At 47.5% G+C, this 21,689-nt stretch carries 20 protein-coding genes; 2 read left to right on the forward strand and 18 right to left on the reverse strand.

The annotated features are described in order from the left end of the window. Positions 1-50: 50 nt before the first annotated feature. The 7 genes from uvrA to CEF20_RS12850 all read right to left on the reverse strand — a co-directional run bounded on the left by uvrA (position 51) and on the right by CEF20_RS12850 (position 8,929). The gene (gene uvrA, locus CEF20_RS12820; protein ID WP_100332315.1) at positions 51-2,903 is read right to left on the reverse strand and encodes an excinuclease ABC subunit UvrA; all 2,853 of its coding nucleotides are present in this window, start codon (positions 2,901-2,903) and stop codon (positions 51-53) included. Positions 2,904-2,910: 7 nt separating this feature from the next. Then, complete coding sequence (gene uvrB / locus CEF20_RS12825) at positions 2,911-4,887, reverse strand: excinuclease ABC subunit UvrB (RefSeq protein ID WP_100332316.1); 1,977 nt, start codon at positions 4,885-4,887, stop codon at positions 2,911-2,913. A 263-nt stretch (positions 4,888-5,150) separates the two neighbouring features. Continuing rightward, on the reverse strand, positions 5,151-5,942 hold the full coding sequence (locus tag CEF20_RS12830) for a sulfite exporter TauE/SafE family protein (protein WP_100332317.1): 792 nt from the start codon (positions 5,940-5,942) through the stop codon (positions 5,151-5,153). Between the two features lie 192 nt (positions 5,943-6,134). Further along, entirely contained in the window at positions 6,135-6,365 is a 231-nt protein-coding gene (locus CEF20_RS12835) for a glutaredoxin family protein (RefSeq protein WP_100332318.1), read from the reverse strand. Positions 6,366-6,387: 22 nt separating this feature from the next. After that, a complete protein-coding gene (locus tag CEF20_RS12840; protein WP_100332319.1) occupies positions 6,388-7,794 on the reverse strand; it encodes an MBL fold metallo-hydrolase in 1,407 nt (468 codons plus the stop codon). Positions 7,795-7,926: 132 nt separating this feature from the next. Next, positions 7,927-8,160, reverse strand: a complete 234-nt coding sequence (locus CEF20_RS12845) for a CsbA family protein (RefSeq protein ID WP_100332320.1) — start codon at positions 8,158-8,160, stop codon at positions 7,927-7,929. 124 nt (positions 8,161-8,284) lie between these two features. Continuing rightward, positions 8,285-8,929 carry a YfbR-like 5'-deoxynucleotidase gene (locus CEF20_RS12850; protein WP_100332321.1) on the reverse strand — a complete coding sequence of 215 codons (645 nt, stop codon included), beginning with the start codon at positions 8,927-8,929 and terminating at the stop codon, positions 8,285-8,287. Positions 8,930-9,114: 185 nt separating this feature from the next. Here CEF20_RS12850 and CEF20_RS12855 point away from each other — a divergent pair, with 185 nt between their 5' ends. Continuing rightward, entirely contained in the window at positions 9,115-9,945 is an 831-nt protein-coding gene (locus CEF20_RS12855; protein ID WP_269799233.1) for an undecaprenyl-diphosphate phosphatase, read from the forward strand. Between the two features lie 24 nt (positions 9,946-9,969). On the opposite strand, the gene CEF20_RS12860 is transcribed toward CEF20_RS12855, so the two are convergent. The 11 genes from CEF20_RS12860 to cccB form a co-directional block, all read right to left on the reverse strand. Continuing rightward, positions 9,970-11,319, reverse strand: coding sequence for a hemolysin family protein (locus CEF20_RS12860; RefSeq protein ID WP_100332322.1), 1,350 nt, complete (start codon positions 11,317-11,319; stop codon positions 9,970-9,972). A gap of 400 nt (positions 11,320-11,719) precedes the next feature. Further along, complete coding sequence (speG, locus tag CEF20_RS12865) at positions 11,720-12,235, reverse strand: spermidine N1-acetyltransferase (RefSeq protein ID WP_100332323.1); 516 nt, start codon at positions 12,233-12,235, stop codon at positions 11,720-11,722. A gap of 160 nt (positions 12,236-12,395) precedes the next feature. Further along, positions 12,396-13,583, reverse strand: a complete 1,188-nt coding sequence (locus tag CEF20_RS12870; RefSeq protein ID WP_100332324.1) for a PDZ domain-containing protein — start codon at positions 13,581-13,583, stop codon at positions 12,396-12,398. A gap of 297 nt (positions 13,584-13,880) precedes the next feature. Further along, on the reverse strand, positions 13,881-15,353 hold the full coding sequence (locus CEF20_RS12875; protein WP_100332325.1) for a S41 family peptidase: 1,473 nt from the start codon (positions 15,351-15,353) through the stop codon (positions 13,881-13,883). Positions 15,354-15,479: 126 nt separating this feature from the next. Next, positions 15,480-16,061, reverse strand: a complete 582-nt coding sequence (locus tag CEF20_RS12880; RefSeq protein WP_198508531.1) for a peroxiredoxin family protein — start codon at positions 16,059-16,061, stop codon at positions 15,480-15,482. Continuing rightward, a complete protein-coding gene (locus CEF20_RS12885; RefSeq protein WP_100332326.1) occupies positions 16,054-16,638 on the reverse strand; it encodes a hypothetical protein in 585 nt (194 codons plus the stop codon). Before CEF20_RS12885 ends, CEF20_RS12880 begins: the two co-directional genes overlap by 8 nt. Before the next feature lie 163 nt (positions 16,639-16,801). After that, positions 16,802-16,897 (reverse strand): YjcZ family sporulation protein, encoded by a 96-nt coding sequence (locus CEF20_RS12890; RefSeq protein WP_100332327.1) that lies wholly within the window; start codon positions 16,895-16,897, stop codon positions 16,802-16,804. Between the two features lie 133 nt (positions 16,898-17,030). Further along, complete coding sequence (locus CEF20_RS12895) at positions 17,031-18,344, reverse strand: murein hydrolase activator EnvC family protein (protein WP_232713520.1); 1,314 nt, start codon at positions 18,342-18,344, stop codon at positions 17,031-17,033. Positions 18,345-18,400: 56 nt separating this feature from the next. Beyond that, a complete protein-coding gene (gene ftsX, locus CEF20_RS12900) occupies positions 18,401-19,285 on the reverse strand; it encodes a permease-like cell division protein FtsX (RefSeq protein WP_100332328.1) in 885 nt (294 codons plus the stop codon). Beyond that, positions 19,275-19,961 carry a cell division ATP-binding protein FtsE gene (ftsE, locus tag CEF20_RS12905; RefSeq protein ID WP_100332329.1) on the reverse strand — a complete coding sequence of 229 codons (687 nt, stop codon included), beginning with the start codon at positions 19,959-19,961 and terminating at the stop codon, positions 19,275-19,277. The genes ftsX and ftsE overlap by 11 nt, the downstream gene beginning before the upstream one ends. A 279-nt stretch (positions 19,962-20,240) precedes the next feature. After that, positions 20,241-20,588, reverse strand: coding sequence for a cytochrome c551 (gene cccB / locus CEF20_RS12910; RefSeq protein ID WP_100332330.1), 348 nt, complete (start codon positions 20,586-20,588; stop codon positions 20,241-20,243). A 502-nt stretch (positions 20,589-21,090) separates the two neighbouring features. On the opposite strand from cccB, the gene CEF20_RS12915 reads away from it, so the two are divergent. Beyond that, the gene (locus CEF20_RS12915) at positions 21,091-21,576 is read left to right on the forward strand and encodes a hypothetical protein (RefSeq protein WP_157796280.1); all 486 of its coding nucleotides are present in this window, start codon (positions 21,091-21,093) and stop codon (positions 21,574-21,576) included. The last annotated feature ends 113 nt before the right edge of the window (positions 21,577-21,689 follow it).

The following is a 21,689-nucleotide window of genomic DNA, read 5'->3' on the forward strand; positions in this document are numbered from 1 at the left end:
CTTTCTTTTTCTACGCAGCATTTTGGAAAAAGTTTCAGCAAATCTTCACCTCAAGCTTGCCTATTCCGTTCCCGCTCCCGGTCCCGCAGCAGCACCTTCTTCAAATAATGGCCGGTGTATGACCCTTCCGTCTCCGCCACATCTTCCGGAGTGCCGGCTGCCACGATCATTCCGCCGCGGTCTCCCCCTTCCGGACCAAGGTCAATAATATAGTCAGCCGTCTTAATCACATCGAGGTTATGCTCAATCACAAGCACAGTATCTCCATTTTCAACGAGCCGCTGCAAAACATTGAGCAGGCGGGAAATGTCATCGGCATGCAAGCCGGTCGTCGGTTCATCAAGAATATAGAAGGAGCGGCCGGTGGAACGGCGGTGCAGCTCCGATGCCAGCTTCACCCTCTGCGCCTCTCCGCCCGAAAGCGTAGTAGCGGGCTGTCCAAGCTTGATATATCCAAGACCGACATCGGCGATTGTTTGCAGCTTGCGCTTAATCTTAGGAATATTTTCGAAGAATTCCAGGGCATCCTCCACTGTCATCGCCAGCACATCGGCTATGTTTTTGCCCTTGTACGCCACTTCCAATGTTTCACGATTATAACGCTTTCCATGACAGACTTCGCAAGGCACGTACACATCCGGTAAAAAGTGCATTTCAATTTTAATTATGCCGTCTCCGCGGCAGGCTTCACAGCGGCCTCCTTTGACATTAAAGCTAAAACGCCCTTTTTTGTAGCCGCGCACCTTCGCCTCATTGGTCGCTGCAAACACGTCGCGAATATCATCAAACACTCCCGTATATGTAGCGGGGTTGGATCTAGGTGTCCGGCCGATTGGTGACTGATCGATGTCGATCACTTTATCTAACTGCTCAATTCCTTTTACTTCACGATGACGGCCGGGCTTGCTCTTCGCTTTATGAAGCTTTTGCGCCAGCGCTTTATGAAGAATATCATTCACCAGCGTGCTTTTTCCCGAACCGGAAACACCCGTCACCGCTGTAAATACCCCGAGCGGAAACTTGACTTTAACATTTTTGAGGTTATTCTCCCTTGCACCGGTGATTTCAATCCAGCGGCCATCCGGCTTGCGCCGCTCTTGCGGCAGCGCAATAAATTTTTCCCCTGATAAGTATTGGCCTGTGAGGGAATTCGAATCAGCCATTACTTCCTTAGGAGTGCCGGCCGATACAATCTCACCGCCGTGAACTCCCGCACCCGGACCGACATCAATTAAATAATCAGCAGCCATCATCGTATCTTCATCATGCTCGACGACGATGAGCGTATTGCCGATATCCCGCATTTCCTGCATCGTGCGGATCAGGCGGTCATTGTCTCTCTGATGAAGCCCGATCGATGGCTCATCCAGAATATACAAAACGCCGGTTAAGCGCGAACCGATCTGCGTCGCCAGCCGAATCCGCTGCGCTTCTCCTCCGGACAGCGTCCCCGCAGAGCGGCTGAGCGTTAAATAATCCAGGCCGACATTGATTAAAAAGCCAAGGCGTTCCCTGATTTCCCGCAGCACCATGTGGGCGATCTGCTTTTCTTTATCCGTTAATGAAAGGCCGGCAAAAAACTGTTGCGCTTCTTCAATCGAATAGTCAGCCACCTCACTAACGTGCAGTCCGTTAATCTTGACAGCCAGACTTTCTTTTTTCAGGCGGTAGCCTTTGCATGTCGGACATTTTTGCTCAGCCATGTATTTTTCCATCTGTTCGCGGATATAATCGGAGCTCGTCTCGCGGTAGCGCCGCTCCACATTGCCGATCACCCCTTCAAAAACAAGATGATTCTCGCGAATTTGGCCGAAATCATTTTCATAGCGGAAATAGATTTTCTCCCGTCCGGAGCCGTACAGCACTTTATCCAGCTGTTCCTTCGGCAAATCCTTCACCGGCCGATCCATGTCAATGCCGTAATGGCGGCAGACAGCCTCCAGCAATTGCGGATAGTATTGGGAGCTGGCCGGTTCCCACGGGGCAATAGCATGCTCCCGCAGGCTCAGCTCCTTGTTGGGAATGACAAGATCCAAATCCACTTTCAGCTTCGAGCCGAGGCCGTCACAAGTCGGACAGGCTCCGTACGGGCTGTTGAAGGAAAACATCCGCGGTTCCAGCTCGCCGATCGAAAAGCCGCAGTGCGGACAAGCGTGATGCTCACTGAACAGCAATTCCTCCTGTCCGATCACATCGATAATCACATTGCCTTCGCTGAGCTTCAGAGCCGCTTCCAGCGAATCGGCCAGCCGAGACTCGATGCCTTCCTTGACAACAATGCGGTCGATGACCACTTCGATCGAATGCTTTTTATTTTTTTCCAGCGCAATTTCTTCTTCTACTTCCCGCATTTCGCCGTCGACGCGCACGCGGACATACCCTTGCCTCTTCACCTCATCAAGCACCTTTGCATGCGTTCCTTTGCGGCCGGACACGAGTGGAGAAAGCACTTGAATCTTCGTGCGCTCTTCGTACTGCATGATTCGGTCGACCATTTGTTCAATGGTCTGAGAGGTGATTTCAATGCCGTGCACCGGACAGATCGGACGGCCGATGCGCGCAAACAGCAGGCGGAGATAATCATAGATTTCAGTGACGGTGCCGACCGTCGAACGCGGATTGCGGCTCGTTGTTTTCTGATCGATCGATATCGCCGGCGACAGCCCTTCAATGGCATCGACATCCGGTTTATCCATTTGCCCTAAAAACTGGCGGGCATAAGCGGAAAGCGACTCGACGTAGCGGCGCTGTCCCTCTGCGTAAATCGTGTCGAACGCAAGCGATGATTTTCCTGAGCCCGACAGCCCCGTCAGCACGACAAGCTGATCGCGGGGAATCGTGATATCCACATTCTTCAAATTATTGGCTCGGGCTCCTTTTACAGTAATCTTATCTATTCCCATACACAACTCATCCTTCCGATTTCAACTCTAACACGGCATCACGAAGCTGGGCAGCCAGCTCGAAATCAAGCGCTTTGGCCGCTTCTTTCATTTCGCTTTCAAGACGCTGAATTAAGCTTTCTCTTTCCTCCGGAGACAACTTCTTGGCGCCGGACGCCTTGTATTGTTCGGTTTCTTCCGCGGCATGAGTGGCGCGAATGACATCGTGGACATCCTTTTGAATCGTCTTAGGTGTAATGCCATGCTTTTCATTGTATTCTTGCTGGATCTCCCGGCGGCGTTTCGTTTCTTCAATCGCCTTCTTCATCGAATCGGTGATGTGATCGGCGTACATAATGACATGACCGGACGCATTGCGGGCCGCGCGTCCCATCGTTTGAATAAGCGAGCGCTCGGAACGAAGGAAGCCTTCCTTATCAGCATCAAGAATGGCAACGAGCGACACCTCAGGAATATCCAGTCCCTCCCGCAGCAGGTTAATTCCGACGAGCACATCATACTTTCCGAGGCGAAGATCCCGAATAATTTCAATCCGTTCCAGCGTTTTCACTTCAGAATGCAGGTACTGGACTTTGATGCCGATTTCCTTCAAATAATCGGTTAAATCCTCCGACATTTTCTTTGTCAGCGTAGTAACGAGCACTCGTTCATTCTTTTCAATCCGCTCATTGATCTCCGCCAGCAGGTCATCTATTTGTCCTTCAATCGGCCGGACATCGACAGTCGGATCCAGCAATCCTGTCGGGCGGATAATTTGCTGTGTCATCTGCGGCGTCTTCTCCAGCTCATAAGGTCCCGGCGTTGCCGATACGTAAATCGCCTGATGGATGTGTTCTTCAAACTCCTCAAACTTCAGAGGGCGGTTATCCTTCGCAGACGGCAAACGGAAGCCATGATCGACCAGCACTTGCTTGCGTGCCTGGTCGCCATTATACATGCCCCGCACCTGCGGAATCGTCACATGTGATTCATCAATAATTAACAAAAAGTCTTTTGGAAAATAATCAAGCAATGTAAACGGCGTCGACCCCGGCGGACGCAAAGTCAAATGCCGCGAGTAGTTCTCAATGCCTGAACAAAAACCCATCTCCCTCATCATTTCAAGATCATAGCGGGTCCGCTGCTCCAGGCGCTGCGCTTCCAGCAGCTTATTCTCCTCGCGCAAAACGGCGAGCCGCTCCTTTAGCTCCTGTTCAATGTTTTCAATTGCTTGTCTCATCTTCTCTTCCCGCGTGACGAAGTGGGAAGCCGGGAAGATGGCCACGTGTTCGCGATCGCCGATAATTTCCCCGGTTAAGGCGTCCACTTCGCGTATCCGATCGATTTCATCTCCAAAAAACTCCACGCGCACACAATGCTCATCCCGTGAAGCAGGGAAGATTTCCACGACATCGCCGCGCACGCGGAATGTCCCGCGTTTAAAGTCGATATCATTGCGGTCATACTGCACATCCACCAGCCGCCGCAGCAGCCGGTTGCGTTCGATTTCCATCCCGGTTCGCAAAGAAACCACTAGATCCCGGTATTCTTCCGGCGAACCTAAGCCGTATATGCATGACACACTGGCAATGATTATGACATCGTTCCGTTCAAACAGGGCTGACGTAGCCGAGTGGCGGAGCTTGTCGATTTCATCATTGATGCTGGCATCCTTTTCAATGAAGGTATCCGTTTGAGGCACATAGGCTTCCGGCTGATAATAGTCATAGTAGCTGACAAAGTACTCCACCGCATTATTCGGAAAAAACTCTTTAAATTCGCTGTACAGCTGGCCGGCAAGCGTTTTATTATGCGCGATAACCAGCGTCGGCTTCTTTACTTCTTTAATTACGTTGGAGACCGTAAACGTTTTGCCCGTTCCCGTTGCCCCAAGCAGCGTCTGATGCTTCTTTCCTTGCTTGATGCCTTCCACCAGCTCAGCGATAGCCGCAGGCTGATCCCCTTGCGGACTGTATTTCGAAACAATTTCAAAGTCTTTTTCCACGTTCTGTCCTCCTGCTTTCACGGGTAATATGCCTTCGCGCGCACAACCGAGGCATTCTGATCCGATTTACTCAATTGATTACCATATTTCCCATTCTACCATAATTGAAACCCGGCATGCCAATGTTTTGCGCACATATGTTCCTGTTTAAGCGAAAGAAAACAGCTGCCCTATGTTGAGCAGCTGCACGCATTAGAATCACTAAAAAGTGAATCTTCAAATTAGACTTTTTTTCGCACTCTAAGCGAGGATTTTACGGCATTTTACATGCGGGATAAAATATCGAACCAAATTTTTATAGCAGTCGCCGCAATCAGCAAGGCGAGCAGCCATTGAAGCAGCTTTGTGTCCATTCTTTGCCCTGCCTTCGCCCCAATCGGAGCAGCGAGAATGCTGGCCGCCACCATAATCAGCGCAGGCATTAACAGCACTTGCCCTGTCAGAAGCTTGCCGGCGGTAGAACCGATAGAAGAAATAAAGGTAATTGCAAGCGAGCTGGCGATCGTCATTCTTGTGGGGATCTTTAAGACGACGAGCATGATTGGCACAAGCAAGAAAGCTCCAGCAGCTCCGACAATGCCAGCGCCGAGGCCGACGATAAAAGCAAAGAAGGCCGCCAGCCATTTATTAAAAGTTCCTTCATCAAACGGCCGATCATCGAGGCCTTTTTTAGGCACAAACATCATAATGGCCGCAAGCGCCGCTAATATTCCATAAATTAAGTTCACCGCCGAGGCCGCCATGTTTTCAGATGCGAAACCTCCAATGAAGCTTCCGGCCAGCACAGCGGCTCCCATGTAGAGGATGAGTGTCTTGTTCAAATAATCACTTTTCCGGTAGGCCCAGACACCGGCCATCGTGGAAAAAAACACTTGAACAGCGCTGATGCCGGCTACTTCATGGGCGGAAAATGCCGCAAATCCCAAGAGCGGCGGAATATATAACAGCATCGGATATTTAATAATCGAACCGCCGATGCCCACCATTCCTGAAAGAAAGGAGCCGATGAATCCAATGAGAAAAACTACAATTATAAATCCAATGGACAAATCCACGAGCTTCCCTCCTCTTCTTACCCATAAGGGTATATGATATTTTAAAAAAATCAGCGGCTCTTTACAACTCATTCAGCCGCTGTCTTCAAAGCTATATCCCTCTCTTGGCTGCCATCTTCCCCGAGCGGACGCATGGTTCGAGGTGGCTGCCTCTCAGCAAATGAGCCAGGCACAGAGTCCTGGCTGCCACAGTTATTTAAGCAGTGCCTTCACCGCTTCAGGATCGAAGCCCAGCACCCATTGGCCGTTTACGTTGGTTTGCGGCACACCCAGCTGTCCGGTCGTTTGCACGAGGCGTTGTGCCGCCTCTTGGTCCTCTTGCACATTGATTTCCTTGAAAACGATGCCTTGTTCACGCAAAAAGTTTTTCATCATGTCACAATAAGGACAGGTATTGGTTGAATAAACGGTTACTTGATTCATGGAATCTCCTCCTAATGAATAGTTATTCGACTTCTCCGCTTTGGCTCTCCCATGCAGAAAATCCGTGCTGCAAATTAGCGGCTTGTTTAAAGCCCGCGGCTTGCAAAAGGCTTATGCCTATCGCTGAACGCGCCCCTGATTGACAGTGAACGATGATCTTCTTATCTTTCGGAATCTCGCTCATTTCCTCCGGAAGGTTCCCGAGCATATGATGATGTGCTCCAGGAATATGCCCTTTCTGCCACTCTTGCTTATGGCGGATATCGATGACATACACATCCTCATCCTGATACCGGGATTTCAATGCTTCAACCGTTATGTTTTCATATTGCTCCAGCTCTTCTGCTTCCCCTACTGCTTTCGGGCTGGCAAACGCTTGGATTCGGTCAAGTCCGATCGATTCCAGCGACCGCTGAATATCTTGGGCCTCTTCTTTGTCCGCAATCAGCACGATGTCTTGATCATATCCGATTAACCATCCGGCCCAGTTAGTAAAAATCTTCGTAAACGGGATATTGATTGTTCCTTCTATATGGCCGTTTGCGAATTCACCGGCAGTTCTCGTGTCTATTACTATCGTTTGGGATCGATTCAAATAGCCCTGCAGCTCTTTATAGCTTTCAATATAAGGAACCGTTTCATTCGCCAGCACGTTCGGCCCCTGCTTATTGATCTTCTTCATCATCGCAAAATACTTGGGCGGCTCCGGCTGATCCTTTAATAGCTCCCGCTGAAATACTTCCTGATCATTGATCTGCAGCGCCCAGTTATTAGCTTTTTCATAGCCGACCGTAGATTGCGGTACCGCCCCGAGCGACTTTCCGCAGGCGCTGCCTGCTCCATGTCCCGGCCAGACTGCTGCGTAATCCGGCAGCTGCTTAAAGCGCTGAAGGGAGTCATACATTTGCAGCGCACCGGTGTGAGCGGTGCCCTTCACGCCAGCGGCTTTCTCTAATAAATCTGGGCGCCCGACATCTCCCACGAAGACGAAATCTCCGGTAAAGATCCCCATCGGCACAACAGAACCCCCGCCTTTATCTGTTACAAGAAACGAGATGCTCTCCGGCGTATGGCCCGGCGTGTGCATCACTTGAAGCTCAACTTTCCCGATGAAGAATGTATCGCCGTCTTTAACGAGTTGAGCGTTCACATCCTCTGTATATTGGTACTTCCAGTCTTCATCGCCTTCATCCGATAAATACAACATCGCCCCGTAATCCTTCGCCATCTGGCGGGCGCCAGATACAAAGTCCGCATGAATATGAGTTTCAGCCGCTGCTGTTAAACGAAACCCTTCTTTTTTGGCTGTTTCGGCATAAGATGTAATATCGCGAGCGGGATCTATAACAATGGCCTCTCCTGTCTTTTGGCAAGCGATCATATAAGAATACTGGGCAAGCTTTTCATCAAAGTACGAACGAAAGAACATAATATTCCTCCTTTTACCCTTGGGGGTATGGTGATCTTGAGACTATAATACCCTATACCCTATTAAAAAGCAAGAAAAATATTTTGGCTGCTGCCCATATTAAAAAGGCCGGCTCCTTTGTTAAGAACCCGCCTACTTGTTCAGTTTCAAGCCTTTGATCATTCGGTTTGACAGCCAAAAGCCAATAGTCAGTGAAGCCGCGTCAATCACGATAAGAAGCCATGTATGCGTATATCCTTTATAAGCGGAGGCTGCGATAAGCGCCACGGTCAGCACCAAGCCTAAATATTGATTAAAGGTTACTCGAGAAAAGAAGACAACCAGAAGGCCGGGCAGGAATATCGCTAGAATCATTTTGTCAATCATGTTCTCACTCCCGAAAGAAAGGCGTTAATAGAAGATCAGCGCAGCGAGCCGGCTCCTTTACTGCAAACCGCTGCCCGCTGATACCAGCATAACTGATTTTTCAGCAGGGCAAAAGGCTGAATTTTCACTTGATATCATGTTTTCGGACGATCTTTTCCGTCATCGCATGCAATTCATTATGAGGGATAAATTCTTCCGAAAGCATATCCGGCAATATATGTTGAATGAAATATTGAACACAAGGCAAATCATCAAATTTCATGATGGTTGAAAGTGCTTCTTGATAAATTTCCAAAAACAGGGGCTCAGGATTGCGCTTTAATATTTCCCCGAATGATTCGTAGAGAAGATCGACTTTATCCGCAACTGATAAAATCCGGCCTTCCAGCGAGTCATCCTTTCCTTCTTTGAAACGTTCAATATAAATATCCTGAAGCTCTTCTGGAAATTCCTGTTCCACAAATTTCTTGGCCATCTGTTCCTCCACTTGCGAGAACAGAGCCTTCAGTTCATTGGAGGCGTATTTGACAGGCGTTTTAATATCGCCGGTAAACAGCTCCGCGTAATCATGATTCAGCGCTTTTTCATACAAGGAGCGCCAATTGACCGTCTGGCCTTCCAGCTCCTCAATCGTTCCCAGAAGCTGCGCGATTTTCGTCACTTTAAATGAATGGGCCGCCACTGTATGGGACTGATATTTAAACTTGCCAGGCAAGCGGTACAAATGCTCAAGATCCGACAGACTGTTAAAATACTTATGTATTCCCATATGACCATTCCTTTCTCAAAACGCTTTATTATGAACTAACCATTGAGGATATTGAAGAAAAAGTCAAGCAATTAGAGCTGAAATGAGAATTTCCATGACATTATTTTTAAAAGTGGACATATTTTTAAACTAATCATACAATCAGAAAGGGACTCAGTATTAAATAATTAATGAGGTGAATAATTTTGAGTTTGTGGGAATTATTCGTCGCCTTCCTATTGGGACTCGTCGAAGGGGCGACGGAATTTGCTCCGGTATCATCAACCGGACATATGATTATTGTCGATGATATTTTATTAAAATCAAAAGAACTTTACTCTGAGCCTGTCGCTAATACGTTTAAGGTAGTTATTCAGCTCGGTTCGATTTTAGCGGTAGTGATCGTCTTTAAAGAGCGCTTCTTCCATTTGCTTGGAATGAAAAAAGACTTAGCTGGAAGAAGCAGGGAATCATCCAAACTCAAGCTGAGCCAAGTTATTGTCGGCTTGCTTCCTGCCGGGATTCTCGGTTTCTTGTTTGAGGATTATATTGATGAGCATCTTTTTTCCATTCACACGGTGCTGGTGGCCTTAGTGGCGGGAGCGGTGCTCATGCTGATTGCCGACAAGTTTTCAGCTAAGCGGATTCAAGCAGAAACAGTGGATGAGATTACGTATAAGCAGGCTTTCCTTGTGGGGCTATTTCAATGCATTTCGCTGTGGCCAGGGTTCTCGCGTTCCGGCGCCACTATTTCCGGAGGGGTTCTCCTTGGCTTAAGCCACCGGGCTGCCGCCGACTTTACATTCATCATGGCCGTGCCGATTATGGCCGGAGCCAGCGGATTATCCCTGATTAAAAACTGGGAATATTTCACGTTGGATGCCCTGCCGTTTTTCATCGTCGGCTTTATTAGCGCCTTTCTCTTTGCACTTCTCTCCATCCGCTTCTTTCTGGCGCTCATAAATAAAATTAAACTGACTCCATTTGCGGTCTACCGCATCGTTTTAGCAGCGGTCATTTATTTTGTATTTCTGTAATAGAAAAAGCCTAGCCCTCTTGGGCTAGGCTTTTTCTGCCAGTCCTTCCATCATGTCTTCTCTTACATCGGTCAGAGAAACCACTTTTTTGGTTACTTCAATGAATTTAATATGGTAGCCGTCCATTTCAATCACCTTAAAGGTGCAGCCGTCTTTCTCAATAGTATCGCCTTCTTTGACCTCGAATTTCTCAGTTAACACCCAACCTCCGACTGTGTCAACGTCTTCTTCATCAATATCAAGGCCAAACATATCATTGACATCCTCAATCAGAACCTTGCCGTCAAGGATCGTTTGATGCTCATTAATTTTCTTGATCATCGGTGTCTCGTCCTGATCGAATTCGTCGCGAATTTCCCCAACGATTTCTTCCAGGATGTCTTCCACAGTAACAAGTCCGGCTGTACCGCCATATTCATCGATTAAGATCGCCATTTGAATGCGTTCCTTTTGCATCTTCACCAGCAAATCATGGATCGCAATCGACTCGATCACTTGGATGACCGGACGGATGTAGTGCTCAATGCTGATCGACTTCTTACTTTCATCCCGGACGAAATCGGTCAATATTTCCTTCATGTTCACCATGCCGATAATTCGGTCTTTATCGCCATCTGTGACCGGATATCGCGTATAATTCTCATCGAGCACCTTAGCGATGCACTCGGCAGCCGTTTCCGATCGGTCCACCGCCACGATTTCCGTACGCGGCACCATGATTTCCTTGGCCAGGCGATCATCGAATTCAAATATATTATTTACATATTTATATTCCGATTGGTTGATTTCCCCGCTTTTAAAGCTTTCCGATAAAATGATGCGCAATTCTTCTTCCGAATGGGCCATCTCATGCTCAGATACAGGCTTTAATCCGAATAGCTTGATGACAAGCCTAGATGTTCCGTTTAATGTTTTAATAAACGGATACATGAGGCGGTAAAACATAATCATTGGTTTTGCAAACAACAAGGCAACAGCCTCTGCTTTTTGAATGGCTACGGTTTTCGGCGCCAGCTCACCAATTACTACGTGCAAAAAGGTAATGGTGGTAAAAGCGATCACAAATGACACCACACTGACAGCGGATGGCGACAAATCTAGCTTCACCAATAGCGGATGCAGCAAGCGAGCGACCGTTTCTTCTCCGAGCCAGCCAAGTCCGAGAGCCGTCACGGTAATACCAAGCTGACACGCGGACAAATACTCATCCAAATTCGAAATCACTTTTTTCGCTGCCAGCGCCTTCGAATTTCCCTCTGCTGCCAGCTGGTCAATCCTTGTGCTTCTAACCTTTACAATCGCAAATTCAGTGGCTACAAAAAAGCCGGTTAACGCGATTAAAAAGGCAACCATGATTAAATTAAATATGTCCAAATAAGATCCTTGCCGCCCATATTGTTCAGCAAGGAATTACACCTCCTGCTTGATTAAAAATGAATATCTCTATTCAACCGTCCTTTGTTTTGTGCGTTGAGGCTTGATCCGGCCCGTTTCCGTACAAAAATTAGTTAGATTGACAGAGAAGCCCGCGGCTTTTCCTGCAAATTCCATCATTTTCATTGCCTTCCCAATACCCTCACCTCACTTTTTTCAGTTACTTCTACTTTAAATCAACCTTGTTTTTCCGTCAACATTTACTTATTGATAGGAAAACCAATATTACCAGTGATTTACACAAATAAATAATGCTTAGTATATGAAGCCGCTGCCATAACTATTCCGGATGAAAGAAGAAAAAATCTGCGCCGCCCTTGGCAGCCCAGATTCATAATCGCTATTTAGCGGCGAAATAATCCTGCTGAAACATGCACATTCTAAGAGCATTATGATATTCTCCATCCACGAAGAACTCATCCTTCAGTTCCGCCTCCACTTGAAAGCCCACTTTTTTATACACATGAATTGCTTTTTCATTCGATTGATCAACGATTAAATACAATTTATGCATATTGAGCACCGAAAAGGCATAATGCATCGCCAATTTCGTTGCCTTAACTGAATAGCCGCAGCCCTGATGGCGCGGATCGATAATGATTTGAAATTCTGTTCGCCGGTGAATGTAATCAATCTCCACCAGTTCAACAAGCCCGACCATCTGATCGTTGTGCTGAACGATAAACCGCCGCTCTGACTGGTCATGAATATGCTTGTCATATAAATCCTGAAGCTCCACAAACGCCTCATATGGTTCTTCAAACCAATAAGACATAATATTGGCGTTCGTATTTAACGTGTGAACAAAAGTTAAATCTTCTCTCTCCAACGGCCGCAGCCTGACATCTTCGTTCATAATCTTTTTCATCCTCCGACTTTCACTGCTTTAATTACAGGTCATTTTAAGACTAATCCTTCTTTCATTCAGTATAGGCAAGAATCTGGAAAGAGTCTAATCTTTGAATTGAAGAAGACGAAGAAGCCCTCCCCGTCTTCCGCTTCCTCCACCGCATGAATTACAGCAGCTTTTCGACATCTTCAAACTTTTTTTCTTCCACGGCTAAAATCAAACCTAATTCATGATGCTCCCCTTCGTAAAGCGAGCCTTGAACGAAACGGAGCTGGCCGTTCACATCCACGACCTCCAACTTGCAGTAAGCGGCATTGCGCTGCAGCGCTTCATAAAACTCAATCTCGCTCTGGACAGGCGTGCCGTTGACTTTATAAATGATTTCTCCTAGTTCAAGACCCATTTTGCTGGCGGGTGAATAAGGGATTACGCCGAGAATCATCATGCCTTTCGGCTGCGGCGTGAAAAAGTAGTGGCGCGCTCTCTCATAAGAGTAATGGCGCCATGAAATCCATATCCGGCTGCCGATCACAAAGAGCATGCTGACGATGGCCAAGAAAGGCAACCAATAGGCAGCGGCCGCGAGAAGCAGTGCTGTCGCACCAGCAGCGATTACTCCTTTCCCGGTTGCCTTCACCGCCAATTTCGGCAGCGTGCTTTTCACCAGTTGGGCAAACCCGATTAAAAACGGGAAGCAAACGAGCGCATAGCTTTCTGCGCCAATGGATATCATGGGCCACCAAGACTGCGGGGCCTCTAGATCACCGGCCGGCAGCACAAGAAAAACAGGAACAAGCCATAAGCGCTGCGCCAGCTGGACTCCCATCTTTAAGCCGCGCGGACTTTTCACCAGGCGCGGCGATGGGTCTTGCCACCCTCTGTTCAGGATCAGCAAGCCTTCCGCTATGACGAGCAAAGCTGCTAAAACAGCCAGCGTCTGCAATAGGCCTGAAAGTGACAAACCGCCATGAGGAATGAATGCCCAGCCGTTTGTCTCTGACAACAGCAAAAGGAAAAAAACAAGTCCGATCGTCCATGCAGGAGATAAAAAACGGAAACCGCCGATGCTTAATATGACCGTGGCCGCCGCCACAAAATTGAGCGTCTCAACCGGCACCGTTAAACCCGCAAGCAGCGTCACCGCCGAAACAGCGAGACCGAGCAGCAAACCAAAAGGAAAAAGCCCTCGGATTTCCTGATAAATATCATGCACGCACGTATCAAAATCTTTGCGCTCTCTGTTCACGCGAAGCATGCCAACCACAAACGCCAGCATAAGTGAAAAGTATAGAAGCGGATGTATCAACAATTTTCCAAGGCCCGCAAGCAGACCGATTAACCAATCTTGTACCACGGCGTCACCAACCTTACTTTCCTAGCAGTTTACTAAATATTGTACCAAAAAAAAAGAGAAAGCGGGAATAGTTATAAAGGGATACTCCAAACAGCAGGGCCGTTCTCACATCCCCGCTGCTGAAAAGAAGAGCAAAGGCAACACATCAGGCTGCTGCGAACATTCAGTGACTGTTTTCTCCCGCTTTGACTTTCGCTTCCCCATTCCATTCTGGAAGGGGAAGGATTGCGGCATCTTATATGCGGCGTGCTAAGTGCTGAGGGAGCCGGATGGTTCTTCGGTCATTTCCGCTTCTCTTCAACTTCGCCGCCGGTTTTTTTGCTTGTCGCTTAAGTACATGAGAGCGGCTTGCAGCTGCACGTCGTTTTTGTCTTTTTGAATTTCTTCGAGCCATGCTTGTTCAAGATAGTCGGCTGTCCGCTGATCTATGACTCCAGTTTGTTTCGTTTTGGCCTGCAGCTGCAGGGCGCGCACAGCTTGTTCGGTTTCTTCGCTAAAGTAGCCATCCGTCCGCCCGGGCCCATAGCCAAGGCCTTTTAGCATCATTTGCGCGCTTTTGACATTATCATCAATCATTTCCCGCTCCAAAGGCTTGGTGATCTGCAAGGGATGAGCATTGAAATAAGCAGGCTGTTTCACTTCTATATCAGGCTGTATGCCTTTTTGGTGAATCCAATTCCCGTTTGGTGTCAGCCATTTGTGCGTCGTAAGCTTGAGGTTGCTGCCGTCGCCGAGAGCAACCGGCTGCTGAACCGTTCCCTTTCCGAAGCTTGCTTCCCCGATGATCGGATAGCCTTCTGCTTCCTTCAAGGCAGCAGCCAGAATCTCAGAAGCAGATGCACTGCCTTCATCTGTCAGCACAGCAATCGGATAAGGCTTCACCTGTTTTGTTTCAGTAAAAAAAGGAAGCTTCCGTCCGCCTTTTTCTTCAATTTGCATATAGGCCTTATTCTCAGTGACCAGCTCCTTCAATATTTCCTGGACGCTATCCAAGAAGCCGCCCGGATTGCCGCGCACATCAATCAAAAGACCGGTCACCTCTTTTTGTTCCAGTCTTTTTAGCTCGCGCTTGAAATCCTTCGCGGTATTTTCGGAGAAGGAAGTGATTTCAATAAGGCCGATCGGCTGGCCCTTCTTCTTTTTCACCTTCGCTTCGACCGTTTCAATCGGAATTTCGCTTCTCTTCACTTTCACTTTAAGCGGCTTGGACAGTCCTTGGCGAATAATGCCGAGGGTAACACTCGTTCCTTTCTTGCCGCGGATTTTCTTCATCGCTTCAAACATCGTCATGCCATTTACGGACTTGCCGTCAATAGCGACAATTTGATCCTTCGGTTTCAGTCCGGCCTCCTCAGCCGGGGAGTCTTTCACAGGAGCGACGATGATCAGCTTGCCGTCCTCAATCGTAATCTCCGCTCCAATGCCGTCAAATGAAGATCCGAGTGAATCCTCAAACTGCTTAACCGTATCGGCGTCCATATAGACAGAGTACGGATCCTTCAAGGAGCCCACCATCCCATCAATCGCTCCTTCCACAAGATCCGTGCGGTTCACCTCGTCTACATACTGGTCAGAAATCACTTTGTAAGCTGTCTGGACCTTGTGAAGCTCGTCCGGCAGTTTGGCCTCCCCTGGCGGCACTTCCCCCTGTTCTTTCCTCGGCTGCGCCGGCTCCTCTCCCGCCTCCCAAGCAGCGATTCCGGCATACATTCCGCCTGCACCGGTGAGAAAAGAAGCCGCCGTGATAGCTGCAATCCATTTTTTCTTCACTGTTTTGCCCCCTCCAATATGGAAAGCTAATCAAAAAAGCTGTCCCGAAGGATCCGCTAAGATCTCGCTGAGACAGCCTCCTTTGTACACTGTATGAAGCGGGAGGACAAGTTATGATTGAATCGCTCATTTCAGCTCGCTCACCAGCTGCTTCATCATTTTTTTATCCATCGGGCCGATAATTTTCTGATGAACGGTGAGATCGCTGTTTAAAATATACGTCGTCGGGATGGTAAAAGCTTGATATTCCTTGCCGACCGTTCCTTTCTCATCCAGCAGTACCGGAAAAGTCAATTCGTACTGTCTTGCGAATGCTGCAATGGCTTTTGGGCCTTTGTCATTTTCCGTTAAATTCACCGCAAGAATTTCCACGTTATTCTGCTTCGCTTCTTCTTGATAATAACTTTGCATATGGGGCATCTCCGCTTTGCACGGCGGACACCATGTAGCCCAAAAATTCAAGATAATCTTCTTCCCTTCGTAATCGGACAGCGAGACTTTTTGCCCATCCAATGTGCGCAGAGTGAAATCCGGCGCCTTCTCTCCCTGGCCGATGCCAAAATCTTGACCGGCCAGGGCGGAATCTTTCGTGATCTTCATGCCGGCGCTGTCTAAATCTGTATTGTCCTGTCGATCTTTTACGATGTTGACCGCGGCAATGCCAATCAGCAATACTAGCAGTGCGAAACCAAACCACTTTTTATTCAATCTGTCTCCTCCTTCTTATCATTCCAAAAAATATAGCGACAGCGATGTACACCCAGCCATTCGTCGAGAACAATCCATCAGTTAAAGATTCAAACAGCAGTTGCCATAGAGTAAATAAAGATAATGCTTGGAGAAAGCTTAAAGCCCGCCAGCCAATGAAGAAGGCTCCCCCTGCCAGACGAACCCAAACCTCCCATCCAACATGTCCATAAATCAGCGGCACTAGTATTTCATATAGCACCATCACAGCCATCCATAATTTTATAGTTTGCTTCCATGGAACTGTCGGCCCCTTCCAAGCAAGATAGAGAAAAACAGCTGCCATGGCAAGCCAAAACCCTTGCTTTCCCCCATTAAAATACAGCAAGGATAACGGTGCTTGTACAATCAGCTCGAAACTAAAAACAAGGACGCTCAGCTTCCAGACTAGAATGAACAGCAGCACCGCATTTCCGTACACGTCTAACAAGGCCTGCTTTTTTGTCAGCCAAAGATAACAGGCCGCGATGGCAAATGCAAGCCCAAGTGCAAGCTGAGCGATGGGCACAGTCAAGCTTCCAACAGTTATCCAATTCATATTATTTTATTCCTCAAACATGAAAATAGCATCATTTGCCACTTTCCTCCTTATTATATACCTAACTAGGTATCATCATACCCTATGGAAGCTTTCTCGTCCATTCCCTTAACCAAAAAGAGCCCGCCTAGTGGCAGACCCTTTTTTCATATGGCTCTTATGCTTAGTAACCCCAGCCAATGTAGGCTGCACCGACGATAATTAACAAAATGAACAATACAACGATTAGCGCGAAACCAGCTCCGTATCCGCAACTCATTTGCTACACCTCCCCTTTCACTTACAATTACAATGTATGTAAGAGGTGAGACTTTGCGTGGGCGAATGCCCCAGAAAACAGAAAGCCGCCGGCACGCAATTCTGTCAAGAACCGCATGCCGGCAGCCTACTCATTAAAAGTTTACATATTTGCGGGGATCCACGGCGTGTTGTTTAGACACTGTCCATGGTCCTTCGTGAATCTCAAAGTGTAAATGCTGACCGGTTGATTGTCCTGTATTTCCCATGTAGCCGATGACTTGGCCCTTAGAGACGCTTCCGCCCTGAACAACACGTTCAGACATATGAGCGTATACCGTCGTATATACCTTGCCATTAATATTGTGGGAGATGAAAATCGCATTTCCATAGGAATTGGAATAATAAGAGCGAATCACCTGTCCATCCGCAGCGGCCACAATTGGCACGCTGACGGTGTTGGCGATATCGATGCCTTTATGGTTGCCAAGACTTCTCATGCCATATCCGGAAGAAACGATTCCTTGAGCTGGCCGCATAAAGCTGCCTCCAGAAACAGCCGGGGCATCATTCGAGCGCTGAACAGCAGGCGACCCATCAGATGAACCTGAACCTTCAGACGATGAGCCGGCGCTTGCTTTTGGCGCGCTGGCACGCGCTGCCCGCTCCCGTTGTTCCTTCGCTATCCGCGCTTTCTCTGAAGCAAGCGAAGCTTTAATAGCTGCTTCTTGAGAAGCCAGCAGCTCCCGTTCCTCTTCAAGGCTCAACTTTTGATTATATGCGTCCTTTTGCTCTTTAGAGACTTGCTGCATCACGCGGTCTTTAATCGACTTTTTCTCTTCCAGACCCGCTTTGGATTGTTCAAGCTCTTCAAGCATCTCTTCAAGGCCGTTCAGCTTCTTCTCGACTTCTTTTTCGCTTTTTTCAAGCTTCTTTTTATCCTTTTCCTGATCTTCTAGAATCTCTTTATCGGCATTGACAAGCTTTGTTGCGGCTGTGGCCCGATTGATGAAATCACCGAAGCTTTTCGCTCCAAGCAGCACATCAATATAGCTGGCAGACCCTCCGTTTTCCTGAAGCGAACGGGCGCGCTGTTTTAAAACGACATTCCGTTCGGCAATTTGCTCTTTCAGCTGTTTAATTTCTTTCTTCAGCTTTTCAATATCTTTTTTTGTCTTAGCAACTTCCTCTTGCTTCTCGCGAATGCTGGTGGCTGCCTTGGTAATGGCTTTATCCAGCTTTTCTAACTCTTTAGTCAGCTTGCTCTGCTGGCTGCGCAACTCCAAAATCTTTTGGCTTTTTTCATTGATGCTCTGCTGCACAGCTGAACGTTTATTCTCCAGTTGGCTTTGACGATTTTCAAGATCAGATACATTCGCGGCCAAAGCTTGCTCCGCTGTCATTCCTAATGAACTTCCGATGCTAAGTGAAGTAGCTAAAGCTACCGTAAGACCCACGCGTTTCTTCAAACCGAAATTCTCCTTTCTTCCCCATATCAATATTTTTCTCTCTCGTTTACAATCTCTTAAACTTTTAAAAACTTGCGCACAGACATCATGCTTCCCCACATGCCGATAAAAGCGCCGATCAGCAAGAGAATGCTGCTGATTTGAAGCGTGAATGGAAAGTAATCCAGCAACTGGATGAAATGCCCTTGCATGCGGGCGGCTATCGCTTCGGCTGTGTAGTAGTAACCGATGGCGACGGCGGCAATCGGCAGCAGTGAACCGAGCAGACCAAGCCATAAGCCTTCCAGCAAAAATGGCCAGCGAATAAACCAATTGGTCGCTCCTACCAATTTCATAATCTCAATTTCTTTGCGGCGGGCAAAAATCGTCATTTTAATCGTATTGGAAATTAAAAACATCGCCGTAAACAGCAAACCAATGATTAATACTAGGCCGACATTGCGGCTTGTATGAATGAAATTAAATAGTTTTTCGACTTTCTTTTCTCCGTAAATCGCATCTTCCACAAAATCGAGCTTCATGACTTTCTTCGCAACCTTCGGCGTGTCAGCCGGACGCTTCGTTTTGACAATAAATACGTCGTATAAAGGGTTGTCCTGCTTAAATGTGGAGAAGTCCTTGCCGAGATCTTCAATCAAATTCTGCAGCTCTTGTTCCTTAGAAGAATACGCGACACTTTTGACTTCAGGCAGATTCTTCAGCTGCTGCTTCAGCGCAGCCTGCTCCTCATCCGTCGTATTTAAATCAATATGCACTCGGACTTCGACATCATTTTCAATATCGGAAGCCACTTTATTCATGTTCAGCATAACGACTAAGAATACGCCAACCAGCAGTAACGTCACTGTAACGGCAGAGATGGCGGCAAATGTCATCCAGCCGTTGCGCCGCAGATTTTTAAAGCTTTCCCGAAAATGGCGACGGATCGTATTAGATTTCATAGCCGTAATCACCCCGCTGTTCATCCCGAACGATGCGCCCGCTTTCTATTGCCAGCACCCGATGGCGAATCGTGTTGACGATCTCTTTATTATGCGTAGCCATCACCAGCGTCGTTCCCTGTCCATTAATTTCCTGAAAGATACTCATAATATCCCAAGAGGTCTCTGGATCAAGATTCCCAGTCGGCTCATCAGCAATCACAACTTTCGGTTTATTGACAATGGAACGAGCGATCGATACGCGCTGCTGCTCTCCCCCTGACAATTCGTCCGGAAGCATTCTCGCTTTATTCTTCAGACCGACGAGATCAAGCACTTCCATCACTCGCTTTTTTATCTTGTCTGGACTTTCTTCAATAACTTCCATCGCAAACGCCACGTTTTCGTACACCGTTAAGGTAGGAAGCAGCTTGAAATCCTGAAAAACCACTCCGACTTGCCGGCGCAAAAATGGCACGTCTTTGTTTTTTAATGTAGACAAATTGATCCCGTTAACGACAATTTTCCCGTTCGTTGGCTTTTCTTCGCGGTACATCATCTTAATGAAGGTTGATTTTCCTGCGCCGCTCGGCCCGACTACGTACAAGAATTCGCCCTGTTTAATTGACACATCAATATCATGCAGAGCCGTTACGCCATTGGGATACTTCTTTGTCACACCTTTCATATCTATCATGGAATCACCTAACATTTATTTAATCATTCACTTGCAGAGAAAAAACGGAAGACTTCCGTTTCTTTCTTGCAAATCCAGACTTATTATATCACTGATTCCGCGAATATTAAGGAAAAACTATATTACATTTTATTTTCATCTGTAATATATTCGACCTTTTTCTGTTAGGTATAGGAGGGGGAAATGGACTGCTTCCAATGATGGCAGTGATTACATTCCTTGTAAAATTCGACATAATTCAAAAAAAAACACCAGCTCAAAAGCTGGTGCTCACTGTCTTTATTTCTTTTCTGCCAACCATTTCGCCACTGCATCGGCTTCTGCCCCTTCAACGACGTTTGGAGGCATCGAACCTTGTCCCTTCTTAATCACATCGCGAATCTCTTGTTCGCTCATTTTTGATCCGATTTTATCTAAAGCAGGACCTACGCTGCCTTCAAGGTTTTCACCGTGACAGCTGACACAACTTTGCTTATATACAGCTTCTCCATCGGCTGCTGCTGTTTCCTTGCCCGCGTTATTGTTATCTTCCTTTGGCTTATTCGCGCCTTCGTCTCCGCCGCCGCATGCTGCCAGCGCAACGGAAGATCCCATTAACAGGGCTAGCAATGATTTCTTGAATTTCATTTTCTCTCCTCCTAAAGAAAAAGTATGCCATCCGATTCTATTATACCAAACCTGCCATGTTTTAAAACATGAACCAGCCGCAGAGCAAGCGCAGCGATAGGCTCCATGCTGGCTGAGTAGACAGTTTCTAGTTTCCCCACCTTCAGTCTAATTAAACGGGAAGATTGGACTTTCGGCGGATAGAGAGATTATTTTCCTATTTTGTATAATAAAATGAACCTTCCGGCGTGGGAGTTTGCTTTTGCTCCCGGTGCTGGATAGAATAACAAAGGCTGCAGCGCCTTTGTCCCCTGCATCGTGCACTAAATTGTTGGTCCCTCTTCCTTTTCATTCTTGAAGCGGGAGAACTTCATGCAGGATAAAAGAACAGCCGGAGGTAATAAGTGCAGCCTGCTACATTTTTCTTCTGGAGATGGCTGACTCTCTGCAGCCTTCATCTCCTTATCTGTATTTCCTGCGGAGCACTTGGAGCGATAGCCTTCTTTTAGGCTATTCTGTTGTTTTGGCTCTCTCTTGTCTGCTGCTGTTGAAGCAGCTGATCGCTTTTCTGAAGCGCCGCCAAGAAAAGCGATCCGTCCGCTTATTCCTTTGGATGGGGGGTGTTCATCTGCTCTTGCTTCCGTTTGTCTATTTAGCGATGCATCATTCGATCGCTATTACGGAAGAAGAAATTCTGGTGTCTCCTTTCTGGGACACAGACCAAAAGCGCTACAGCTGGAAAGCCGTTGACTTTCTTGAACTCGGCTATGAGTACGATGAGGGCGCGTATTACGGGTATTACGAATTATATTTGGCAGATGGACAAAACTGGGATTTATGGAGCGATGAACCGTTCAAGCTGATGTTTATTGACCACTTAGCCGCCGCTAAGCAAATTGAAAAAGAATATTGGAGCCGGCCCCACGTCTCCGAACTTTCCTCTTGGGCGAATAACAGCAATTATTCAGAAGCAGAGCTCAGCACCCTTTTCGAGGTGGGCCGAGAGTGAACGGGATGCCCTCTTTGAGTCAAATGCATCTAAGCAAAAAGCCCGCGAATGCTGATTGGACAGCATTCGCGGGCTTTTAATTTTCAAGCTGGGCTGCCATTCTCTGCTCAGCT

Source organism: Bacillus xiapuensis (genome assembly GCF_002797355.1).
Taxonomy (GTDB): Bacteria; Bacillota; Bacilli; order Bacillales; family Domibacillaceae; genus Bacillus_CE; species Bacillus_CE xiapuensis.

Bases quoted from the DNA above. Each gene is read 5' to 3' on its own strand.
- cccB (WP_100332330.1), bottom strand. From the start codon at position 20,588: ATGAAATTCAAGAAATCATTGCTAGCCCTGTTAATGGGATCTTCCGTT.
- CEF20_RS12890 (WP_100332327.1), bottom strand. From the start codon at position 16,897: ATGAGTTGCGGATACGGAGCTGGTTTCGCGCTAATCGTTGTATTGTTC.
- uvrA (WP_100332315.1), bottom strand. From the start codon at position 2,903: ATGGGAATAGATAAGATTACTGTAAAAGGAGCCCGAGCCAATAATTTG.
- CEF20_RS12845 (WP_100332320.1), bottom strand. From the start codon at position 8,160: ATGATTGACAAAATGATTCTAGCGATATTCCTGCCCGGCCTTCTGGTT.
- CEF20_RS12885 (WP_100332326.1), bottom strand. From the start codon at position 16,638: ATGAATTGGATAACTGTTGGAAGCTTGACTGTGCCCATCGCTCAGCTT.
- CEF20_RS12840 (WP_100332319.1), bottom strand. From the start codon at position 7,794: ATGTTCTTTCGTTCGTACTTTGATGAAAAGCTTGCCCAGTATTCTTAT.
- speG (WP_100332323.1), bottom strand. From the start codon at position 12,235: ATGAACGAAGATGTCAGGCTGCGGCCGTTGGAGAGAGAAGATTTAACT.
- ftsE (WP_100332329.1), bottom strand. From the start codon at position 19,961: ATGATAGATATGAAAGGTGTGACAAAGAAGTATCCCAATGGCGTAACG.
- CEF20_RS12835 (WP_100332318.1), bottom strand. From the start codon at position 6,365: ATGAATCAAGTAACCGTTTATTCAACCAATACCTGTCCTTATTGTGAC.
- CEF20_RS12850 (WP_100332321.1), bottom strand. From the start codon at position 8,929: ATGGGAATACATAAGTATTTTAACAGTCTGTCGGATCTTGAGCATTTG.
- ftsX (WP_100332328.1), bottom strand. From the start codon at position 19,285: ATGAAATCTAATACGATCCGTCGCCATTTTCGGGAAAGCTTTAAAAAT.